At 55.5% G+C, this 20,660-nt stretch carries 26 protein-coding genes; 13 read left to right on the plus strand and 13 right to left on the minus strand.

Translation table 11 applies throughout. From position 1 onward, the window contains the following. Nucleotides 1–186: 186 nt before the first annotated feature. The 5 genes from ACGK9W_RS12155 to ACGK9W_RS12175 all read left to right on the plus strand — a co-directional run bounded on the left by ACGK9W_RS12155 (nucleotide 187) and on the right by ACGK9W_RS12175 (nucleotide 3,033). The gene (locus ACGK9W_RS12155; RefSeq protein WP_405416974.1) at nucleotides 187–630 is read left to right on the plus strand and encodes a YHS domain-containing (seleno)protein; all 444 of its coding nucleotides are present in this window, start codon (nucleotides 187–189) and stop codon (nucleotides 628–630) included. Between the two features lie 121 nt (nucleotides 631–751). After that, the gene (locus ACGK9W_RS12160) at nucleotides 752–919 is read left to right on the plus strand and encodes a hypothetical protein (RefSeq protein WP_273017554.1); all 168 of its coding nucleotides are present in this window, start codon (nucleotides 752–754) and stop codon (nucleotides 917–919) included. A gap of 30 nt (nucleotides 920–949) precedes the next feature. Continuing rightward, the gene (locus ACGK9W_RS12165; protein ID WP_008172492.1) at nucleotides 950–1,630 is read left to right on the plus strand and encodes a hypothetical protein; all 681 of its coding nucleotides are present in this window, start codon (nucleotides 950–952) and stop codon (nucleotides 1,628–1,630) included. Nucleotides 1,631–1,830: 200 nt separating this feature from the next. After that, nucleotides 1,831–2,382, plus strand: a complete 552-nt coding sequence (locus ACGK9W_RS12170) for a hypothetical protein (RefSeq protein ID WP_139216062.1) — start codon at nucleotides 1,831–1,833, stop codon at nucleotides 2,380–2,382. 36 nt (nucleotides 2,383–2,418) lie between these two features. Continuing rightward, a complete protein-coding gene (locus ACGK9W_RS12175) occupies nucleotides 2,419–3,033 on the plus strand; it encodes a PEGA domain-containing protein (protein ID WP_014578102.1) in 615 nt (204 codons plus the stop codon). A gap of 27 nt (nucleotides 3,034–3,060) precedes the next feature. Here the strand turns inward: ACGK9W_RS12175 and ACGK9W_RS12180 are convergent, their stop codons facing one another. Continuing rightward, nucleotides 3,061–3,354, minus strand: coding sequence for a hypothetical protein (locus ACGK9W_RS12180; RefSeq protein ID WP_008172497.1), 294 nt, complete (start codon nucleotides 3,352–3,354; stop codon nucleotides 3,061–3,063). 260 nt (nucleotides 3,355–3,614) lie between these two features. On the opposite strand from ACGK9W_RS12180, the gene ACGK9W_RS12185 reads away from it, so the two are divergent. Both ACGK9W_RS12185 and ACGK9W_RS12190 read left to right on the plus strand, forming a co-directional pair. Next, complete coding sequence (locus ACGK9W_RS12185) at nucleotides 3,615–3,959, plus strand: PBPRA1643 family SWIM/SEC-C metal-binding motif protein (protein ID WP_104270645.1); 345 nt, start codon at nucleotides 3,615–3,617, stop codon at nucleotides 3,957–3,959. Between the two features lie 27 nt (nucleotides 3,960–3,986). Beyond that, nucleotides 3,987–4,421 (plus strand): DUF3010 family protein, encoded by a 435-nt coding sequence (locus ACGK9W_RS12190; protein WP_053115454.1) that lies wholly within the window; start codon nucleotides 3,987–3,989, stop codon nucleotides 4,419–4,421. Between the two features lie 121 nt (nucleotides 4,422–4,542). Here ACGK9W_RS12190 and ACGK9W_RS12195 read toward each other — a convergent pair whose 3' ends face one another. After that, nucleotides 4,543–5,430 (minus strand): MFS transporter, encoded by an 888-nt coding sequence (locus ACGK9W_RS12195; protein WP_405416978.1) that lies wholly within the window; start codon nucleotides 5,428–5,430, stop codon nucleotides 4,543–4,545. Nucleotides 5,431–5,714: 284 nt separating this feature from the next. On the opposite strand from ACGK9W_RS12195, the gene ggpS reads away from it, so the two are divergent. Continuing rightward, nucleotides 5,715–7,988: a glucosylglycerol-phosphate synthase gene (gene ggpS / locus ACGK9W_RS12200; protein WP_405416980.1), complete on the plus strand. Its 2,274-nt coding sequence runs from the start codon at nucleotides 5,715–5,717 to the stop codon at nucleotides 7,986–7,988. 17 nt (nucleotides 7,989–8,005) lie between these two features. Further along, the gene (gtfA, locus tag ACGK9W_RS12205; protein WP_008172506.1) at nucleotides 8,006–9,448 is read left to right on the plus strand and encodes a sucrose phosphorylase; all 1,443 of its coding nucleotides are present in this window, start codon (nucleotides 8,006–8,008) and stop codon (nucleotides 9,446–9,448) included. Nucleotides 9,449–9,605: 157 nt separating this feature from the next. Here gtfA and ACGK9W_RS12210 read toward each other — a convergent pair whose 3' ends face one another. From ACGK9W_RS12210 to rho, 8 genes are all read right to left on the minus strand, one after another. Beyond that, nucleotides 9,606–10,001, minus strand: coding sequence for a hypothetical protein (locus tag ACGK9W_RS12210; RefSeq protein ID WP_008172508.1), 396 nt, complete (start codon nucleotides 9,999–10,001; stop codon nucleotides 9,606–9,608). A gap of 6 nt (nucleotides 10,002–10,007) precedes the next feature. Then, on the minus strand, nucleotides 10,008–10,553 hold the full coding sequence (locus ACGK9W_RS12215; RefSeq protein ID WP_008172509.1) for a ferric reductase-like transmembrane domain-containing protein: 546 nt from the start codon (nucleotides 10,551–10,553) through the stop codon (nucleotides 10,008–10,010). A 167-nt stretch (nucleotides 10,554–10,720) separates the two neighbouring features. Next, nucleotides 10,721–11,161 carry a DUF4174 domain-containing protein gene (locus ACGK9W_RS12220; RefSeq protein WP_273069023.1) on the minus strand — a complete coding sequence of 147 codons (441 nt, stop codon included), beginning with the start codon at nucleotides 11,159–11,161 and terminating at the stop codon, nucleotides 10,721–10,723. Nucleotides 11,162–11,258: 97 nt separating this feature from the next. After that, nucleotides 11,259–11,438: a DUF1294 domain-containing protein gene (locus ACGK9W_RS12225; RefSeq protein ID WP_081467527.1), complete on the minus strand. Its 180-nt coding sequence runs from the start codon at nucleotides 11,436–11,438 to the stop codon at nucleotides 11,259–11,261. 87 nt (nucleotides 11,439–11,525) lie between these two features. After that, nucleotides 11,526–11,945 carry a hypothetical protein gene (locus tag ACGK9W_RS12230; protein ID WP_008172514.1) on the minus strand — a complete coding sequence of 140 codons (420 nt, stop codon included), beginning with the start codon at nucleotides 11,943–11,945 and terminating at the stop codon, nucleotides 11,526–11,528. Continuing rightward, nucleotides 11,908–12,540: a nucleotidyltransferase domain-containing protein gene (locus ACGK9W_RS12235; protein ID WP_273069025.1), complete on the minus strand. Its 633-nt coding sequence runs from the start codon at nucleotides 12,538–12,540 to the stop codon at nucleotides 11,908–11,910. The genes ACGK9W_RS12230 and ACGK9W_RS12235 overlap by 38 nt, the downstream gene beginning before the upstream one ends. A gap of 31 nt (nucleotides 12,541–12,571) precedes the next feature. After that, the gene (locus ACGK9W_RS12240; protein ID WP_092034368.1) at nucleotides 12,572–12,784 is read right to left on the minus strand and encodes a hypothetical protein; all 213 of its coding nucleotides are present in this window, start codon (nucleotides 12,782–12,784) and stop codon (nucleotides 12,572–12,574) included. A 38-nt stretch (nucleotides 12,785–12,822) separates the two neighbouring features. Next, a complete protein-coding gene (gene rho, locus ACGK9W_RS12245) occupies nucleotides 12,823–13,893 on the minus strand; it encodes a transcription termination factor Rho (protein ID WP_008172519.1) in 1,071 nt (356 codons plus the stop codon). 130 nt (nucleotides 13,894–14,023) lie between these two features. Here rho and ACGK9W_RS12250 point away from each other — a divergent pair, with 130 nt between their 5' ends. Both ACGK9W_RS12250 and ACGK9W_RS12255 read left to right on the plus strand, forming a co-directional pair. Continuing rightward, nucleotides 14,024–14,566, plus strand: coding sequence for a nucleoside 2-deoxyribosyltransferase (locus ACGK9W_RS12250; protein WP_008172520.1), 543 nt, complete (start codon nucleotides 14,024–14,026; stop codon nucleotides 14,564–14,566). 131 nt (nucleotides 14,567–14,697) lie between these two features. Continuing rightward, complete coding sequence (locus ACGK9W_RS12255; RefSeq protein ID WP_092034366.1) at nucleotides 14,698–15,498, plus strand: class I SAM-dependent methyltransferase; 801 nt, start codon at nucleotides 14,698–14,700, stop codon at nucleotides 15,496–15,498. Between the two features lie 84 nt (nucleotides 15,499–15,582). On the opposite strand, the gene ACGK9W_RS12260 is transcribed toward ACGK9W_RS12255, so the two are convergent. Further along, nucleotides 15,583–16,974 carry a hypothetical protein gene (locus ACGK9W_RS12260; RefSeq protein WP_092034365.1) on the minus strand — a complete coding sequence of 464 codons (1,392 nt, stop codon included), beginning with the start codon at nucleotides 16,972–16,974 and terminating at the stop codon, nucleotides 15,583–15,585. Between the two features lie 483 nt (nucleotides 16,975–17,457). Here ACGK9W_RS12260 and ACGK9W_RS12265 point away from each other — a divergent pair, with 483 nt between their 5' ends. Both ACGK9W_RS12265 and ACGK9W_RS12270 read left to right on the plus strand, forming a co-directional pair. Beyond that, nucleotides 17,458–18,351 (plus strand): hypothetical protein, encoded by an 894-nt coding sequence (locus ACGK9W_RS12265; protein ID WP_139216092.1) that lies wholly within the window; start codon nucleotides 17,458–17,460, stop codon nucleotides 18,349–18,351. Then, nucleotides 18,351–18,905 carry a hypothetical protein gene (locus tag ACGK9W_RS12270; RefSeq protein ID WP_092034361.1) on the plus strand — a complete coding sequence of 185 codons (555 nt, stop codon included), beginning with the start codon at nucleotides 18,351–18,353 and terminating at the stop codon, nucleotides 18,903–18,905. The genes ACGK9W_RS12265 and ACGK9W_RS12270 overlap by 1 nt, the downstream gene beginning before the upstream one ends. A gap of 66 nt (nucleotides 18,906–18,971) precedes the next feature. On the opposite strand, the gene ACGK9W_RS12275 is transcribed toward ACGK9W_RS12270, so the two are convergent. Both ACGK9W_RS12275 and gcvA read right to left on the minus strand, forming a co-directional pair. Continuing rightward, nucleotides 18,972–19,634: a hypothetical protein gene (locus tag ACGK9W_RS12275; RefSeq protein WP_104270657.1), complete on the minus strand. Its 663-nt coding sequence runs from the start codon at nucleotides 19,632–19,634 to the stop codon at nucleotides 18,972–18,974. A 50-nt stretch (nucleotides 19,635–19,684) separates the two neighbouring features. Continuing rightward, complete coding sequence (gene gcvA, locus ACGK9W_RS12280; RefSeq protein WP_288367380.1) at nucleotides 19,685–20,563, minus strand: transcriptional regulator GcvA; 879 nt, start codon at nucleotides 20,561–20,563, stop codon at nucleotides 19,685–19,687. Nucleotides 20,564–20,660: the final 97 nt, after the last annotated feature.

Here is a 20,660-nt window from a genome sequence, read left to right on the forward strand (position 1 = left end):
CCACAATCCCTATAGATTGCTTTTCAGATTAGCCACCCAAGGGAGGATTTGCGACACCCTGAATGAGGGGGCCAGTTTTCCCACGTTAACGTCGATCCAGTGAAACAAAACTGATAGTTCCGGTTCTAAAACCGGATAGCACGGCGCAGAATTCCAAAATGCCTGAAATCCTTCGAGGAAATCGATATGAACAGACAGCTGACATTCATCACCCTCGTATTCTTCTTGACCGCCAGCGCCTGGGCCTCTGAGCCTGCCGTCTACACCGGCCTGCTGAGCAATACCGGGGCGGGCGGCTACGACACAGTCAGCTACTTCGAAACGGGAAAACCAGCCAAAGGCTCGCGCGAATACACCACAGAGCAATTGGGCGTAACCTGGCGATTCGCGAGTGCGGAGAACCTGACGCGCTTCGAAGCCAATCCTGAACGCTACTTGCCTGCCTACGGCGGCTACTGCGCCTGGGCGGTCGCCCAAGGCTACCTCGCCAAAGGTGACCCTCAACACTGGGCCATCCGCGATGGCCGGCTGTATCTCAACTACAATGAGTCAGTTCAGGATCGATGGCTGAAGGACACAGAGGGCTTCATTCGACAGGCAGACGCAAACTGGCCAAAGGTTCTGGAATGACGAAAAGAGTTTATCGCGGTTTAATCTCAAACACGCCGGTGGTAGCAGCCCGCCAGCGGTCTGCCCCGCTGCGAATACCGTACTACTCATGAGGCATTTTAAATCAGGACCGGAGTGTCTTATGGAATACGAACACGCTATTGTGAAATTTGAAGGCGACGTTGCCGTTCTGCTCTGCAACGGCTGTGGCATCAAGATCACAGAGGGCACCAAGCTCGAGGACCGTGAGCATTACTGCACCATGTGCATGAGCGGGAACTGCAAAGCGAAATTCAAAAAAGGGAACTGAAACCACCGCGTCAAAGCGGTGCCATCGGCAATGAGTGAAACAACCGACGATAAATCAACATCCGCGCCACCACCCGCAAAGAAGGGCTTCAGTGGCTTACACGTCTTTGGCATTGTCCTGCTCACCATCGTTGCCACGGCAGGCATTGGTTACTGGTGGTTAAGCCACTATGTGTTCCCAGACAACTTCGAACCCGTAACCCTGAATGCCAGTGAACAGGATTCACTCAACAGCAAATTGAACACCCTGGGGATTGACACCCAAGGTGGTGGATCTGCCGGCCCGTTAAAGCCAGAGCCCTACAGTGAGGAAGGTGCCAGCCGGGAGGTACGCTTCAGCGAGCGGGAACTCAATAGCATGCTCGCCAACAACACGGATCTGGCTCAACGCCTCGCCGTCGATCTCTCGGACGATCTTCTGAGCGCGGTGCTTCTCGTACCTTTTGAAAAGGGTTTCCCTGTACTCGGCGGCAGAACGGTGCGGGTAAATGCAGGAGTTGAACTCTCCTTTGCCAACGGTCGCCCGCTGGTTAAGTTAAAGGGAGTGAGCCTGATGGGCGTTCCCATCCCCAACGCCTGGCTGGGCAACCTCAAAAACGTGGATCTGGTCAACGAGTTCGGTGCCAGCCCGGGGTTCTGGCAATCCTTTGCAGCCGGCGTGGACTATATCCAGGTCCAGGATGGGCGGTTGCTCGTTCGGCTCAAAGAGTAGCGTCCAGCACAAAAAGCCCGCAGCACTGGAACAAACTCCAGACCAGCCTCTCCGTGACATTTCACGAGATTTTACTCCGGTTAGCCCCTCAGTTCATAGCAAGCTCTCCAACGCTCAGCTACCATGGCGCGCCGCCATAAGCTCCGGCGTGTCGGCAGGGAATAACTCAAAATAATCAATTAAGTAAGAAGGAATCTACTGTGCGAAACGCAAGGATCCTGGCAGTGCTGGCTGCTCTGCTGTACCTCACCGGCTGCGCCTCCGGCGCCAAAATGGGCAACATGGTGTATGAGGGGCCAGTGAAGGCCTACGACACAGCCCTGGAAGACAATGTGGATGTCACCAACGTATCTGGCGGTGAAAAAACAAACCCCGCCTGGACTTCTGAAATCGACAACGACGCGTTCGCTGGCGCCCTGAAGCAAACCCTGCAGAAACAGGGACTGCTCGCAGGCTCCGGCCGCTACCAGCTCGAAGCGCTCCTGCTGGAAGTTGACCAACCCATGTTCGGTCTGGACTTCGAGGTAACCACCCACGTGAGATACATCCTCACTGACCGCGATAACAACGGTGCCGTGGTTCTGAATGAAACGGTTGTCGCCCCCTACACCGCCACCATTGGCGATGCATTCGCCGCTATCAAGCGCCTGAGACTGGCCAACGAAGGCTCCGGCAAAGCCAACATTCAGGGTCTGCTCGACAAACTCGCCGAACTGCAAATCCAGCCCGGTGACGTCTCCCTCACGCAATAACGTTTCTGGAACCACGTTCTACAACAAGGAAGAACCATGAAGTACTCCCTACTCCTCACACTCGCTGCAATCGCGTTTCTGTCGACCGGTTGCGCGTCGGTCGTCTCAGGAACCGACCAGAAGCTCACCTTCAACAGCGAGCCCGAAGAAGCCACCGTTACGGTTTCCGGCCGAGTGCTCGGTAAAACGCCACTGACGGTGCCAGTGGATCGGGGCTCCAACCAGTCCATTACCTTTGAGAAGGAAGGCTACAAGACCTACACCGCTCAGCTCTCTACCACAACCAACCCCTGGTTCTTCGGGAACATCGTGATCGGCGGGCTTCTGGGTTCCACTACCGATGGTGTTTCAGGTGCCATTCACGAGTTCTCGCCGGACCAGTACTTCGTCACCCTGAAGCCTGACACCCCGACCGGGATCTCCACCTCCAAGCCGCGACAGATCAAGGAAATCATCATCGCGTTCAGCGGAGAGTTTCGCCACCAGCTGGCAAGCGGTGGCGGTGAAAAGGTGGACACCATCGTGCAACTGCTGGGTGTCGATGCCTCCCAGAAAGACACCACCATCCGGGCACTGAACCAGCTCGCACTGGCGAACCAGAACGACCTGGAGCTGGCCAAGACGATTATTGAGGTTTACGGCGTTCAATAGAGCGCCACTCTGGAAAATTTCCGGCCATTACATGGATGTTTTATCCCCTTCGGACATTCCATCCTTTTTCATGGCGTCTTTTTCCATACCCTCTTTCTTCATGTCCTCATCCATCATGCTTTCGGTCTTCATCCCGTCATGCATGGTGTCCATGGTGTCGGACTTCATGGAGTCTTTGGCCATGCCGTCTTCTTTCATGTCGTCCTGCATCATGGTGTCGTCCATTCCCTTGTTGCCCTTGTCCATGTCGTCCGCATGGGCCGGGGCCATCAGGGCCAGGGTGGTACCGAGGGCCAAAAGCGTCGCTGTCAGGCTTTTCATTGTGCATTCTCCTTATTGGAAATAGTGTCTATTCGACACTGCCGCCCCCATACCTGAAGACCAGCAGCATCAGAATGCAGACTAAGCAGGAACGCTTACGCGGCCGTCACGGCTGGGTAAAAAGTCGATCAAGGAAAGGTCACAAAACCGTCACGGGGGAGCGGACGGATTTCGTATCTCCCTATATCGCCGTCTCCATAAGCATGCTAAAAGACTCCTCCCGGCAATAGCCCGGGCATTCTCCCCATCAGGATCTCAGCATGTCAGACAAATTTTTCTTCAAAGGCCGGCAGGACGCACGCCAGCACCACACCACTTACGGCGGCTTTCAGACCAACGCCAGCCAGAAGAGTGGCAGCAAGAAATACCCGCTTACGCTGGTGGTGACCAGTGACGCGCGCAAGCAGGAAGTCGAAGCGCAAGTGGCCAAGGCAAAGCTGTACGCGAACATTTCGGTGGATACCCGCGAGGGCGCCGTTGAGTCCATTACCGAGCTCACTGCTATCCTGACCAAAGGCGGGACGGTTACCACGGTAAAATCGCCTTCACGTAACGATATCTGCAACTGCGGTAGCGGGCTCAAATTCAAGAAGTGCTGCGGCTGATAACCGGCGGAGACGGGGGAAATGGCTATGATTGTTTGCGGCGTTGAGCTTACCGGCAGTGATGCAGTGGTGTGTTTTCTGAATATGGACCGGGGGCAGTTCAATTTGCCGGAATGCAAGGTGCGCAAACTGTCACTGCCAAAAAACCATAGCCGTGAAGACCTGAAGCAGTTCCAGGCGGCCTTTGCGGCATTAATGGCCGAGTACGGCGTGACTCACGTCGCGATCAAAGAGCGAATGCCCAAAGGCAAATTTGCCGGTGGTGCTGTCAGCTTCAAAATGGAAGCCGCCATTCAACTGATCACCGATATCGAATTGACGGTGACACTGCTGCCCTCCGCCCTCATCAAGTCCACCCTGGCAGCCAATCCGTTGCCCATTGCGTTTGCAGAGACGGGGTTGAAGGCCTTCCAGGAAGCGGCCTTCGTTTCCGCCTATGTAGGGCAGCTACAGAGCCAATGACTTCCCGGCTATCGGAAGCTCGAACGCGGGTCACTCAGCGTCCCTGGAGCGGTGAGCCGGTGCGACAACTATCTATCGCTCAATCATTTCAACAATCTCATGGGACGACTGCGCCATCGGCTCAAAATGCGCCTGCTCGCCCGCGGTGAGCACGGAGACATGGCGAACCTGATAGATCGCATAGGTGGCGAGCAAGCCCAGAACAACCGCCATGTAAACAGGCATGCCCTGAGGGCCCACCAGATTCATAATCAAACCCACGAGCAGAGGCGCCAGGGCAGCGCCCGCTCCGTGCAGTACCAGCATGTCCGTGGAACCGGCCGATCGGGATCTGCAGCAGCGCACCGACCACAATGGTGAGGCTCATCAACAGCCCCACCTCCGACAACCCGAATCCGAGCTTGCTCGCGTACAAAGGCGCCATTGCCCAGAAAGCGCCCATGGCCAGGCCGGAGAGCGCCGAGGTAGCAACGGCCAGCGGCGCAAAGCCGATGATTTTCTTCAGACTGCTCTTAGCCCGTTCGGGAATGTGGGGTTGGCTGCGACTGCTGATGGTGATGGGCAGCAGCGCCCAGCAACTGAGGATGGCCGACACCGAAAACAGCACCAACAGCTCGCCCGGGCTCAGCCTGAGCAGTTGCTGAGCAAGGGCAATTCCCCCAAGGTTGACCACCATATACATGGCGAAGACCCGCCCGCGCTCGTGCTTCTCAGCGCGGGCGTTTAGCCAGCTCTCCGTCACCGTCATCAGGGTGACCAGGGACAATCCGTAAAGAAAGCGAAGCGCCATCCATGCCCAGGGATCAACCCACAGGGAGTGCAGCAGCGCGATGGACGCGCACACCGCCGCGCAGAAGGCAAAGGTACGGATATGGCCCATGCGGCGGATCAAACGGCCACTGATAAAGATGCCGCAGGCGAACCCCACGAAAAAACCAGACATGATGACGCCGATCCGCGCCGTGGAAAAACCCTGCTCATTGGCCGTGACCGCCAGCAGCGTATTCAACAAGCCACTGCCGAGCTGTAATAGCGCGACACTCGCGAGAATTGCACCAATAGGGCGCATTAAAGTCCAGATACACACCTCCCTGCCCTGAAATGAAAGGGCTTGTTTGCCTCAGACAGCAAGCACTTGGGGTGTGTTGTTCAGTTTTTGTATCGCCCTGATCGCCGTGCCACTGCTTACTGGCCTGCAATCGCTGCGCCATAGGTGACGCTGTTAAATCCGATTCCGGTATGAAAGCTGCAACGCATTCCTTATCTGAGCAAAAGTTTCGATAGGAGCAGACTATGTTACTGGCCACCGATCTCGATGGTACTTTTCTCGCGGGTGATCCCGATAACCGCCTCAAGCTCTACCGACTGGTTGCCGCCCACCCCGAAATAGACCTGGTATTCGTGACCGGTCGCGGCCTGGAATCCGTGCTGCCGCTGCTGTCCGACCCCACCATTCCGCAGCCGGACTACATCATCTGTGACGTCGGCTGCACCGTGGTTCACGGCGAGACCCAGCAGGCCATCCAACCGCTGCAAGGCGAGATCGACGAGCTCTGGCCGGGCGAACAGATGATCGAAGACGCCCTGCTCCCCTTTGACGGCCTGCAGCGACAGGAAGTCCCCCAGGAACGCCGCGTGTCCTATTTCTGCGACGGCGATGTGGTCACTGACGAGATGGTCGCCCGCATCGAGGCGCTGTCCTGCAATGCGCTCTTCTCCAACCACAAGTACCTGGACATCCTGCCCCGGGGCGTGAACAAGGGGCGTACCCTGTCACGACTGGTGAAACACCTGAACGTCGACCCGGAATCCGTGCTGGTGGCCGGCGACACCCTGAATGACCTGTCGATGTACGAGCACGGCTTCAAAGGCGTGTGCGTGGGCGAATCTGAGCCCGACCTGCTGGACGCTACCATGCACAAGGCAAGGGTTCTTCACGCCGGGGCAGCCGGCTGCGGCGGTATCCTTGAGGCGTTCGAACACTTCGGGTATCTCGGCCATCTGGGCATTGAAGCGGAAGCGCCGGACTACATGAACCGGGGCAAATCCGACCTGGTAATCGTGTACCACCGCCTGCCCTACGAAGAAGTGGTGGAAAACGGCGAACTGATCCGCCGTCGCCCAAAATCCCCCAATGGCATCATCCCCACGCTGCTGAGCTTCTTTGCCGACGGCAAAGCCGGCTCCTGGGTGGCCTGGTCCATTGACGACCCGGACCTGGGCCCGTTCCAGACCCACACCGAAGTGGATACCGACCGCTACGAAAAACTGGTGGCCGCGCGGGTGCCCCTAAGCAAAGACGACGTCGAGATTTTCTACAAGCGGTTCTCCAAGGAAGCCTTCTGGCCAACCCTGCACACCTTCTGGGAGCGCGCCACCTTCCACGATGATCACTGGCAGGTGTTCCTCAAGGTCAACAAGCAGTTTGCGGAGCGCGCGGCCGAGGAAGCCGCCGAGAACGCGGTGGTGTGGATTCACGATTACAATCTATGGATGGTGCCGGCCTATCTGCGCGAGATTCGCCCGGACCTCACCATTGCCTTTTTCCATCACACCTATTTCCCCTCAGCAGACGTGTTCAACGTGCTGCCCTGGCGCCGTGAAATCGTTGGCAGCCTGTTGCAGTGCGATCACATCGGCTTCCACATTCCCAGGCAGGCGGAAAACTTTGTCGATGTGGCTCGCGGTGTCACGCCCCTGGAAGTCACTCAGAAAGCCGGCTGTGCGCCCCGGTTCCTGACCTACGGCTGTGCCGTGGGCCTTGATGAGATGAGCACCGAAATCAAGGTCAATGATCGCAAGATCGGCCTGGGCGCCCACCCGGTGGGGCTGGACCTGAACCGGGTGCGACATGCCCTGGCGGACCAGAGCGTGATTGACCGCATGGAAACCCTGCGTAACGAACTGATGGACGTTCGGCTGATTCTGTCGGTCGAGCGCCTCGACTTCACCAAAGGCATCATCGAAAAACTGGATGCCTACGAACGCATGCTCAACGAGCACCCGGAGCTGAAAACCAAAGTTACCCTGATGATGGTCTGCGTGCCGGCGGCCGCCGGGATGACCATCTACGAGGAACTGCTTTCGCAGATCGAGCAGACGGTCGGTCGCATCAACGGCCAGTTCGCACAGGTGGGCTGGACGCCCGTGCAATTCTTCTTCCGCGCCCTGCCGTTCGAGGAACTGGTGTCTTACTACACCATGGCGGACGTGATGTGGATTACACCGCTGCGAGACGGGCTGAACCTGGTGGCCAAGGAATACATTGCCACCCAGGGCCTGACCCAGGGCAGTGGCAGGCTGGTGCTCTCGGAATTCGCCGGCGCCGCCGCCGAACTGCGCGGTGCCATCCTGGCCAATCCCCATCACCCCCAGGACCTTGCCGACACCTGCTACTACGCCCTGGCCATGAGCCGCAGCGAAGCACAGAATCGGCTCAGCGAGGCCTTTGAAGTGGTCAGCCGTTACGACATCGATTACTGGGGGCGGGAATTCATCGACACCGCCGAACAGCGCCGCACCACCAAACTGGAAAAGATTCTGCCCATTGGTCATTGCGCCGCCTGAACGGAGGAAACCACACCATGTTGCTCAAAAATGCGGTGCAGCTGATCTGTTACCCGGACCGGATCGGCAACAATCTGAAAGACCTTTACACCGTGGTGGACACGCATCTGTCCGAGGCCATCGGCGGGCTGCACATCCTGCCGTTTTTTCCCTCCAACGCCGATGGCGGCTTCTCGCCGCTGACCCACAAGGAAGTGGACCCGAAGGTGGGCACCTGGGACGACATCGAAGCCTTTACGGCAAAGTACGATCTGTGCGTGGATCTGACGGTTAATCATATCTCGGACGAATCGCCGGAGTTCACCGACTTCATTGCCAACGGCTTCGACTCGGAATACGCCGATCTGTTTGTGCACGTGGACAAATTCGGCGAGATCTCACCGGACGACATGGCGAAGATTCACATCCGCAAGGAGAAAGAACCCTTCCGGGAAGTGACCTTGTCCGACGGCACCAAAACCCGAGTATGGTGTACCTTCACCGAGCAGCAGATCGACCTGAATTACGAATCCGACCTGGCCTATCAGCTGATGGAAAGCTACATCGGATTTCTGACATCAAAAGGGGTTAATCTGCTGCGGCTGGACGCCTTCGGATACACCACCAAACGGATCGGCACCAGCTGCTTTCTGGTGGAACCGGAGGTGTATCAGATCCTCGACTGGGTCAACCAGGTTGCCTTGAAACACGGGGCGGAATGCCTGCCGGAAGTACACGACCACACCAGCTACCAATACGCCATCAGCCGGCGCAACATGCACCCCTACGGCTTTGCCCTGCCGCCGCTGCTGCTGTATTCACTGCTGGACGCCAACAGTGTGTATCTGAAGAACTGGCTGCGCATGTGCCCGCGCAACATGGTCACCGTGCTGGATACCCATGACGGCATCTGCATTCCCGATGTGGAAGGCGTTTTGCCGGATGAGAAAATCAAAGTACTGATCGACAACATCGACGCCCGCAGCGCGGACCCCATCATGCGGCGCTCAGCGGCCAACATTCACAGCGTGGGTGCCATCTATCAGCTCACCTGCACCTTTTATGACGCGCTGATGCAAAACGACGACGCCTATATCGCCGCCCGTGCCATCCAGTTTTTCACCCCGGGCATCCCACAGGTTTACTACGTGGGGCTGCTGGCCGGCTGTAACGATCACGAACTGATGGAACAAAGTGGCGAGTTGCGAGACATCAATCGGCATTACTACAGCCTGGAAGAGGTGGAGCAGGACATCCAGAAACCGGTGGTGCAAAGACTGCTGAACCTGATGAAATTCCGCAGCAACTACCCGGCCTTTGATGGGCACTTCGAACTGAACTATTCCAACAACTCAAGCGTGGCCATGGCCTGGCGCCATGGCGACTATTACTGCCACCTGTTTGTAGACCTGAACTTCAAAACCGTGAAGGTCACTTATACCGATGTGGAAACGGGGGAAACCCGACACCTGGAGTGCTGACCGAGGCGCTGGATGCGCATCGGGCTCACCTGATCATACCCCTGGCCTGCCTTCGCATCAGCGCAACACAAAAACCAGCAGGATCAGGACCAGGGTTATATTCAGTCCCCAGATAACCAAAGAAAGCCGCCGCCGCTGAGTCAGCCGCTGGATTGGATTAGTCATAGCTGAACCGCTCCGAGAGAATCCGGTGAGCGGGTGTGCCCCGCTGGATAAGATGATCCTCAACAACATCCATCATGACCGCCGGGCCGCACATCACAAACACCCAGTCACGGAACTCCAGCTCTGAAAAGACGCGATCCATCAGCTCGCCATCAATGGAAATGGAGAAAGGGTGTTCCTTCATCGAGAAAGGGCTTTGCCCCACATTCAGCCAGGCGAATTGCCCGGCCCGGTAATCCAGACCACGGTGACCGTTGGGGGTCACGGTCACTTCCCATTGCTTTGGCGTCAACCGGACCACGGACGTCACGCGCCAGGGGCGAGCCTTCTGCAGCCAGGGAACCACCAGGTACACCATCAGCAGCGACCCAATCGCCACACCCGTCATGGCCAACTACACCCAGGTCATCACCGGCTGCGATCCGTAACGCCCGGCATACACGGTATGGTGCAACAGAAGTACCGCGATCAGCAGCGCGCCAATCCCGTGTAACAGGCGCCATGTCTCGTATCGGTAGCCCAGCTGGGTGCGCCCGATGGCCATGACAACAAGGCCGGTAAGCAGCAGCCAGGCAACAATGCCTGTCGCCAGATCGGAGAAATCAGTCGTGAGCGTCAACTGGCGCGTGGGGGCCCATGGGCGCTGCCCTCCTGTCGGCGTTCCCTGGTAAAGAAACGGGTGCAGCAGAGCAAAAGCGAGCGCCGTGCGAGCCATGACCTGGTGAAACCGCATGGTCACATCCATGCCCACGTCATTTGAAATGGCCCGGAAACGCCCGGACAGGATGAACTCCACGAGGATCATCGAGAAGGCAAGAATGCCAAAGCCGGAGGCCAGTTCCTGGTGGAACTGGCGTGGTGGACCTCCCACCCATGCGGACAGGAGCAACGGCAGGGTGACAGCGGCAAGGTAAGCAACGATCAGAAAAAGCGGTTTCATCTGGCTAGTTTGCTTCCCTTCCTTTGGTCATTCAATCTACCCAACTTCAAAGCCTGCCAGAAACCCTCACCCCGATGGGGTCACGTGGCATGGAGTGGAATGTCAATCTCAGTCGACGTAAGGCCCTTCCAGTATAGCCCTTGAACACGGAGATAGAGCCTGGTGCTTCAATCAGAGCGCATCTCTCGCATGCGCATTGGCATGCGGTCGATACGGCGGAAAATAGCGTCGAGATCGAGACTGGGCTCTCGGCTTTTCATACCGCCGTCCTTGCCGATCAACAGAACCCTCTCATCCGAACGGAACTGGTCAAGCAGAGCCTTGATCTCGCTCTCTAGACTGCTCGAAACCCCATCCTGATTTGAAACCAGGTCTGCGCCGGTGTTTACAAACCAGACGATATCACGGTCATCTACTTCGGCCCGGGCACTCCTGAGCGTGTCAATCTCGCCGGCATTCTCATCTGTGGCTTGCACCAGAATCAGTCGGTTTTTCCACTGATAGTCGCTCAGGCTGTTCATGCCGGCCCCTTGAGTAGTCAGTGTGATGAGTAAAAGCATCAACGTCAGAATGGTGCGATTTTTGTTGACGGCTAAGTTGAAGCTCATTTGCTTGCTCCCGTTATCGTTCTCCCTGTAGAGCTACGAGAGTTTGTGCTCAGTTGATCAGGCGAACTGCCTGAGTGGATCGTGAAACCAGTGGCGATTACCAGATAAGCGGCTGCAAAGACTTCGACAAATCAAAGCCCAACTGCTGGGCGACCAGTGCGCCGGGCCAGTGACAACACAGCTCGAACAGGTGCAGCGTGTTTTCCGCGATGCGCTGACCGCCCCGCTTTGCTGACCGCTTATCAAAATACCCAAATCGGGTATTTTTGTACCCAATTTGGGCTTCGAATGCTTCGACTGGATTTTATTGGCTCAATGAGGTGAGCAGCCCTGGATTCGATGCAAGAGTTTGACGATACGTTCTTCAATCGCCCGTTAGCCTGAGAACGGCCTCCTCGATCTCTTCTGCAATTTTGAGAACACTCTGAACCAAGGCAGGGCTCAGGTCGATCTCCCCTTCATATTCCGCCAGATTTCTCTTTTTATGGGCTTGATCAAGCACCCGCCATTTCGCCGCCGACAACCCCAGGGTGTGTTGTAAACATTGAAAGACGAGATAGCGATTGTCCGACCGATAACCGCAATGCCGTAAAGCGGCGAGTGACAGCGCATGTGCAGCGTTATACGAGAGATCAAAACGGCTTTCGATGCTAAGCGATTCAAAACGTGCATCGTTCAAACGAACGGTCCCAGAGCGTATCAATCCTTTGATTTCTTCTGCATCGGGAGGCTCCCGATGGAGCTTATTAATCTTGACCAGATTGTCGAGAGATTCCGAATTCATCCAAATTCCCTTTAAGTAGGATGTAAGGCCCATCCAGGACCCTGGTAAGGAAAGATTGCTTTTTCACAATACGGCTTCTGAAGTCGCTTCGAGTATACACCGTAGGATTAATTGTCCGAGCGAGCGAACGTTCTGCCGGATCAAGGGTCTCGAAAATATCTTCCAGACTCACAGTGTCGGATACTAGCAAGAGATCAACATCGCTTCCCGCGTGATCAACACCCTTCGCCACCGAGCCGTAAAGCAACGCGATATCAATCTCAGGGTACAGAGGTTGCAACGCAGCATCGATCTGAGATTCTGGGCCGAGCAATTTCGTCACCAGAGAGGCGAGCTCAAAGTAAATCGGGGATTCTCGATTTACTCTGTAGCGCTTTTGCCGGCCTCGATGATCTTGAAAAACGAGTCCGCAATCGACCAGCCGCGCTACCTCTCGTTGCACTGCACCAGACCCTGCGCCAACCGCATCAATTACCTCACGTAGAGCAAATTCGGCATCGGGCCTCAAGAAAAAAAGCTTTAAAACCTTTTGCCGGGTCGCGGGGAAAAGCGCTTCCGCCATTCCCATTTGCTTCGAAAGCTGTTGATTTCCCATACAAACCCCGAAATACCCAATTAAGGTACAATTATACCCAAAATGGGTCGGAAAGCACCTCTCTAAAACTGTGGCTGAAGAAACCACAGAAAACCTCTGCGACATTGGCGCCGAGGACTGCATCGTTGGCATCGCCGGGTTCATCTTCGGCTCGAAAGAGCCCGAAAGGAAAAGCCGATTCCATGGCCTCAAAAACCGTATCAATATCCTTTTCAAGCACCCGCTCGACGTGAATGTGGAACATACCTACTCCTCAAAAACGCCCTGTCTTGAACGCTACGCTTACGCCTTGTCAAAAGAATGGGGGATGTTTTTCAGAAGCTCGGCGTTTGTGGGGTACTTCTCAAGCAGCTCCACCAACTTTTTTGTGCCCTCTAGCGGTTTGAGACCGCCAAGCGCCCGGCGCAATGCTCTTATTTTGTCTAAATCTTTTGGATCCAACAGCAGCTCTTCACGGCGTGTACTGCTTTTCGAAATATCCAGCGCGGGAAAAATTCGCTGATTCGCAACGTCTCTCGATAACACCAGCTCCATGTTCCCCGTGCCCTTGAATTCCTCAAAGATAACCTGGTCCATGCGGCTGCCCGTATCCACCAGAACGGTTGCCAGAATGGTCAGCGAGCCGCCATTCTCAATGTTTCGTGCAGCGCCAAACAACCTCCGCGGGATCTCCATCGCTCGAGCATCCATCCCGCCAGACATAGTACGACCGCTGCTCTTTCGCTCCGCATTATGCACACGCGAAAGCCTCGTGAGAGAATCAATCACAATCATAACGTTGTGACCCTCGCCCGCTTGTTGGCGAGCGATATCAAGAAGTTCATCGGCAACGCGAACGTGATGAGCATAGCTTTCATCCGAAGAAGAAGCGTGTACCTCAGCCGGGACGCTACGCCTGAAATCAGTGACCTCCTCGGGTCGCTCATCTATCAATAACGCGTAGAGTTTAATCTCGGGATACGCCTTTCCCACCGCCTGGCAAATATGTTTTAAAACCGTCGATTTTCCAGACCCCGGCGGCGCAACGATCAAACCTCGCTGCCCCATGCCAATCGGCGTGATCAAATCCATCGCGCGCACCGTGAGCTGTTCGGAACCCAACTCCAGGCGAATCCCCGGCGCGGGATTGATAGCCACAGCATTTAAAAAACGTTTTTGTGGATCAGCCTCACTTTCAACCTCAACCTTAGCTTCGGTTTCCGTAGCCACTGGTTTAGGGTCTTTTTTTCGTGTTCCGGTTAAACCTAATGTCTTTCTCGTCATGATTGTTTGATAGCTCTTGTTTGATAAATATTTTTCGAAAAACACCGCCCAAGGCAAAACACCAGCGTGCACAAAATACGTCTGTCCCAATTTTCACTCATCCGAACGGTCACAAAGGAACGTGAAAACAGGCTGGCGAGTATGACCACGCTGCACCATTTCTGCTACCTCCAAAATACTGGATGCTATCCTGCAGTTTCATCAGCTCTATGAGGCACCCATGACGAAGCCAAAACGAATCTACCTCGCCGGCCCGGAAGTTTTCTTCCCCGCAGCTGAACATCAGGCCATCGTGGCCGAGAAAAAACGCCTGCTTCAGGAAAACGGACTGGAGGGCGTAGACCCGCTGGATACTGAACTGGCGCTGTCCGCCAACGAGGCGAAATTCAGGCGCGGGCATCGGATCTACCGGGCCAACCGGGAACTGATGGACAGCTGCCAGGCCATCATCGCCAACCTGACCCCCTTCCGCGGCATCAGCGCGGACCCGGGCACCGTCTTTGAGGTGGGTTACATGATCGGACAGGGTAAACCCGCCTTCGGGTTTACCCTCGAAAGCCGATATTACCGGGAACGAGCAGGCGCCACCGACCTGGACGAACTGGGCCATACCATTGAAGACTTTGAAATGAGCGACAACCTGATGATCGAGGGCGGAATCTACAGTTCCGGTGGCCAGCTCTTCGTGGCAGAGCAGCCCGGCGAACACCGGTACTTTTCGGCCGAGCTGTTCCGTCGTTGCGTGAGGGCGATAAAAAAATAAATCTGTCCCGGTTTCCCCCAAGCTAGCTCGTGGTGACGAAGTGCAGGCGTTGCTACAGTGAAACAAGACCACCGGTTTGCCGTATCCACTACCTAGCAGCGAAAGCCGGCAGCACAGGAAGGGAAGAATCCATGAGCAAAAAGATCGATCTCTACAGTAGCTCGTACAGCAATTACTCGCTGGAAACCTACAGCGAGGTCCGGCTGGAGACCTATGGCGAGGATTATGGGCAAACCAGCTGGGTTTCGACTGAAGAATCCCACGAGATACCCGAGTTACTTCAGCTGACATCGGATTCATCGGTCCTGGACATAGGGTGTGGATCTGGCGGGTACGCTGTCGGCCTGGCAAAGCGTATAGGCTGTAGGGTTCTAGGGTTCGAGATAAATGAATCGGGCGTGAAAACGGCGAATGCGTTGGCCGAAGATGAGAAGGTCAGCGACCTCGTGAAATTCGAGCAACACGATGCGTCTGAAGAATTGCCCTATGAAGATGATTCGTTCGACGCCATCTATTCCACGGATGTCCTGTGCCATGTCCCTCGTCGGCGAGAAGTTCTCTCCAACACACAACGGTTGCTAAAACCTGGTGGGAAATTCGTCTTTAGCGACGCTTTGGTGATTGGGGGACTGATTTCCTATGAAGAGCTTGAGAATCGATGCCCAGACGGTCTGTATTTTTTCAGCCCTCCCGGCATCAACGAGCAATTAATACAGGAATCCGGTCTCAAGCTGCTTGAAGCTCGCGATACCACCGCGAATTGTGCTCTGTTGTCCAAACGTTGGCACGATGCGCGCGAAAAACGGAAAGACGCACTCATCGCCTGTGAGGGTGAAGAGAACTTTCTGGGCGTGCAGCGATTTTTGGCCGGCGTTCACAGGTTAACGAGCGAGAGGCGTTTATTGCGCGTTCTGTACACTTGTTCGAAATAGAGAACGGATGACTGTCACGACCGGACAGCCCACTATCGCAGCGCTCACAGTGGTTTTTCGAGTAAGATGGATCTGTCTCCGTATCTACGGGTTGGCCATCTTTATTCGCGCATCTGCCCGATCTTCCTCATCCTGGCTCTGGGAAGAAATCAGAATCAGTTGCCGAATGAAGCTCGCAATTCTTGGATCATAAATATCGTTGTGATCCCGAATCAATTCGCCATCCACCCTTATATTCAAATAAGGATTTCGCCCGGCCGAGGAATCCGTGCGCTCGAGCACTGCGCCTTCAAACGGGATGCGGCTACCTGGCTTGTCTGCTTCCCAGCCCTTGCTGGCTGCAACGAACGTCTGAACTGCCGTGGATGCGCTGAAACCGCCCTGCTCGTCGTCCGCACGGGTCTCCTCCGCACGAAGGTAATGGGTCAGATAGGGATCGAAGTGGCCCAATGCCGTCACATTCGCAGAGCCCTGATCGATAACTTCGTTCTCCCCGGCAACGGGATTGAGACGCTGGGCGTCCCGCTCGGTCTCAAACAGCGTAGAAAACCAGCGGCCGAGGGGGAATGCCAGGCCAGTGGCGTCGTCATCCTCAGAGGTGAGTACCGCCAATACTGGCAATTGGCTCTCAAAGTACCGCCGCCGCTCATTTGCCATATCACTAAGCGTTGCATAGCGCGCAGCCTCGAAAGCCGGGTTAATCAGGACAACCAGATCCGCGAAGCCGACAGTATCGCTCACCACCGCGTCCGGGCCATGAGTCTGTACAAATCCGTTCTCTAAAATCTCGCTCATCGCAGAAAAGACCAGCGCTCCGCCAAAACTGTGCCCTACCACGACAAAACGGGTTCGGTGGGGTTTACCATCGGCAAGCGCCTGGGCCCGCTTTGTTTTCTGCACAAGCTCAAGGCGACTGAGTAATTCAGTAGCGCCTCCGCGCCCTACTTTATGGGCGGTATTCTTGCGTTCCCAGAATGTCAGCTCCTTTAATCCAGGCAAACTCACGGAACCACCGCGCCAGCCCAGATAGATGCCCACCACCTCCCTTGACGGCACACCGGTCTTCGTGCTCATAGCTGACTCCAGCGCACTCAATCGACGTAGAGACTCTCGAAAGCTGGATATATTACTGTCTCCAGCCTGGGCACTGTGCTTCCAGCCATGCACGAACACCACCATCAAGAGATCCTGATTGGCGGCCAAGGTATTAACCTGGCCGATCACCTCCCTCAATTGCTCGCGATCCCAGAGCTGCCCCTGGTCGTCGAACTCGACAAAGCCCAAATGATACTTTTCATCAATGGCGTTGGGCGACTGAAATACCTGAAGCGAATGCTGAGCGCACTCGTCAAGAGGATTGGCGGAAATACACAAACCAGATTCGGTACGGTAACGCTGATGGGAAATACAGGCCGACAGTGAGAGAACTATTGCAATAATGAAAGCAAGACGGGTGCCGTTGAAGCGATCTTTCATGACAAATTCCTTTTCGATTTTCTTGGGCAGAACCTCCTGTTACAGCCACTACTCTGCACTTATTCGATTAGCTTCTCCTGTAAGCCGCCCCAAGGCCGCCTCCAGATAACGCAAGCATAGCTCAGGAGGCCGCGAAAGCCAGCATCCAGCAAGCCATGGCGCGGGGGATGTTTTTGCTGTCCGACGACAATCAAACAATATGGGTGTATATTTTTTATACAACGTTAGGTCGAGATATTTCCGGAGTTATCGATCTGTGCCGCTATCAACAGGCTAAAAGGATGTGGCGAAATGAATAGACTCAAGGAAAAAATTTCATCCGGGATTAGGTCACTCAAAGACCAGATTGAGAACGGGTCTAACAAAAAAAGCAGTTTGCAAAGGCACGCCCCCCAGAACATAAATACGCCGTTTTATTTTTGCTTCTTTGTGATTTTCGGCTTATCCCTCTCTCCCGGACTGACTTGGGCTCAGCCCGATCTGATGATCGGGCTAGAAGCGCCAGATACCGCAAACGCCGGAGAAGACATCGGCACTTCTCTCACCTTGACTGCCATAAACCGCGGGGATCATGTGGCACAGGGGACCCGGTCATCCAACAACGGCTACATGATCGACATTTTCATAACCCGTAAAATCATGCCCACTGGCTATGCCCGCTACGACGAACACTACTTCGATGGCGTCCTGCTCAAGGGTGGACGCGTCAGCAATACCGATACCTTGCCTCCACGGCAACGCGCGCGTTATCACACCTCGGCAATACTGCCAAAAGACATTCCACCGGGCCGGTACCAACTCTGCGCCCGCATAGACCCGGGAGACAAAGTCCAAGAGGCCATCGAAGACAACAACACTCATTGCCAGACACTAGCGGTTAACTTGTCCCTCATGCTCATTCAAGCCCTGCCGAAATTCGAGGTGCTACTGCCCGAGCATCGAAACCAGGAATTTCGCATCCTGGAGCGTGAAGAGGTCCATCTCGGCCCGCCTTCCGTCACCCCGGAGACCCCAGTCGGGACATCCGACGCTACACGAACCATTCTTGAAGACGGCTCAATCGTCTTGACATGGCAGGACGGGTCAAAGCGGCGCCTGAGACCGGACGGCCTGGTTGAATACGTTAGTCCGGATGGCACCATAATGTCTCCCATAGCTATCCAGGTTCAGGGCGCCGATCTGCCGGAGCTGCCCGAAGCATTGGATGACTGGGGCAGCGGCCTCGCAAACGATCTGCTGGCCATCCTCAGAAACATCCTGACCGACGCTGAGTTCGAGGCCTACCAGCAAACCGAGGCCGACAAAGGCTATTACGAGCGTATCAACTGGCGCCTGCGCAGCATCCAATTCCTGACAGCCCTGGAGGACAACATATAATGCGATTTTGGCATGCATTATTCGTAAGTGCCTTGTTGATGGGGCCGATGGCGATGTCCTGGAGCGAGGAACGTGAAAACAGCTCTGAACTGGCGGATACTTCACGGATCGATGCCATGAAGTCTGCCCTCGAAGCGGAGGACGATCAGAGCGGTCTCCAACCGCTACAGGCCCCGGTGATCATCTCTGGAAATTTGATGGACTCGGAAGGGCAAGCCGCTATGAAGTCCGCCCTCAAGGCCTATTACGACTACCGTACGGAAGGATACGGCCACCGACAACGCGTATTCGAGTGGCAATTGTTGTCGTCGCGGATCATCTTTGTCGTCGTCATTGTCCTGGTAGGAGCTGGCATCTATTTTTCGTGGCTGCAGTTTCGGGCGGACCTGAAAGCGACCGACAAGGAAGGAAATCGGGGCGTCTCCACGCTGGAAGCGTCGACCTCCGGCATCAAGGTCAGTTCACCAGTACTGGGTGTGATCATCCTGGTGATCTCTCTGCTGTTCTTCTACCTGTACCTGCAGTACGTCTATCCGATTGAGGAAATACTCTAAAACAGGGCGAGCGTAGCCCAGCAACCCACGAAAGCCAGCATCCAGCAATGTCGGCCATAGTTCGAATTATAACCTCCGCAAAGCATCCTCGAGGTCCAATTCACGAAACGTCTGGCGCAATGTCTCTCCGGCCAGTCGTGCTTCCCATTGCCTGCGCTGTTCCAGCACTGAATCGTCGGCAGGCAGGGAATCGAGAACCGACAATGCATAACTCCGGAGCAGTTCACTCCGGCACTCGATGACAAGATCGGACGACGCCGCAGTACCGGACCCGGAGTAGGCAAAGCAGTGCTGCACATTGCGCCTGGCGCTTTCCCGTTCAACCGGTGAGATCACTACCTCCCGCGCGTCGTTGTCGGGAACCAGTAAAACGTTCACGCCCCGCCCGGTAATGGCCTCGGCGGTCTGCTGCGCGCCTTGTGGAACGTGGACGTTCTTGTGGTTTGGCCAGATGTCGAACATGCCATAGTCGGCACACGGGGCCTCCCGCTGAAACGTAAAGAAATCCGGGTAGGCATAAAACTCTGGCCCGCGCTCGCGATAGCGGTCATAGAAGGCGGTAACGTAGGCCATGATGAGGGTCATTGCACCAATGCCCTCAAACCGACGAGGGACAACGATGCCAAGGCGATCCGTATCCTGAAACGACGAGAACAAGTCCGCGTGCGGAATGGCCTCGCCATGCTGGGTAATTTTGAAATCGCTGCCTCGCAGGCTGCTGCTATGCATGGTTATGTCGAACGCTCTTAGAAAATAAATCTGTCCCGGTCCCGGTTTCGTTACATCTCGCTCATCAGCCACTCCTTGAAGGCTTTCATCCCGACGGTCAGCGGACGTTGTTTGCGGTAGACCAGATAGAAGGCCCTATTCGTATCGAGCTGGATGTCGAACGGCACCACCAACTTACCCGATTTAATCTCACGGGACGTCAGGGTGCTATCAGCCAGGGCAACTCCCAGGCCCTCCTGGGCCGCCGCCGTGGCCAGTTGCCCACTGGACATCTGTAGGCTGCCCCGGGCGGATATAAAATCAACGCCCGACTGTTGCAGCCAGTTCTCCCACTCCCACTTACGTTTGCTGACATAGATCAGAGTGTGTTTAGCCAGGTCTTCAGGTTTTTCGAGCGGTAACTCACCGTCCAATAGCTGCGGGCTACACACCGGCACCAGCATTACTCTGCGCAGAAAATGCACTTCGATATCGTCCCATTCACCACTCCCGAAATAGACCGCCATGTCGGTACTTGTGCGATCGAAATCCAGCAGCCCCATAGACGCATTAATTTCCAGTTCAATATCGGGGTACAAGGCCTGGAATCGCGCCATGCGCGGCATCAGCCAGCGGGTGAGGAAGTTGGGGGCAACGCTGATCTTGACCACGTTGGATTCCTGGTTCTCAGTCAGGCGCTGGGTGGCCATCTCAATCTCATCGAACGCGTGCCTGACAGATGTCAGGTATTGCTCGCCTTCAGGGGTCAACGTCACCGTTCGCCTGCTTCGGTCAAATAGTGAAAGCCCCAAATATTCTTCAAGTGTCTTCACCTGATGACTAACCGCAGATGACGTCACGAAAAGTTCCTTGCCAGCGGCGGCAAAGCTGCGATGTCTTGCGGCTGACTCAAATACCCGGAGCGCATTCAGGGGTGGCAGGTGGCGCATAACTTCGCTCGACTGGTGAGATTAATTCATGAGTCTGATGAAAAAGGATCGCTTTTTCAACAGCCCCATACTCATTAATATGCTCCCTATCGAAATG

The organism is Marinobacter flavimaris (assembly GCF_045057155.1).
In the GTDB taxonomy this organism is placed as follows: Bacteria; Pseudomonadota; Gammaproteobacteria; order Pseudomonadales; family Oleiphilaceae; genus Marinobacter; species Marinobacter manganoxydans.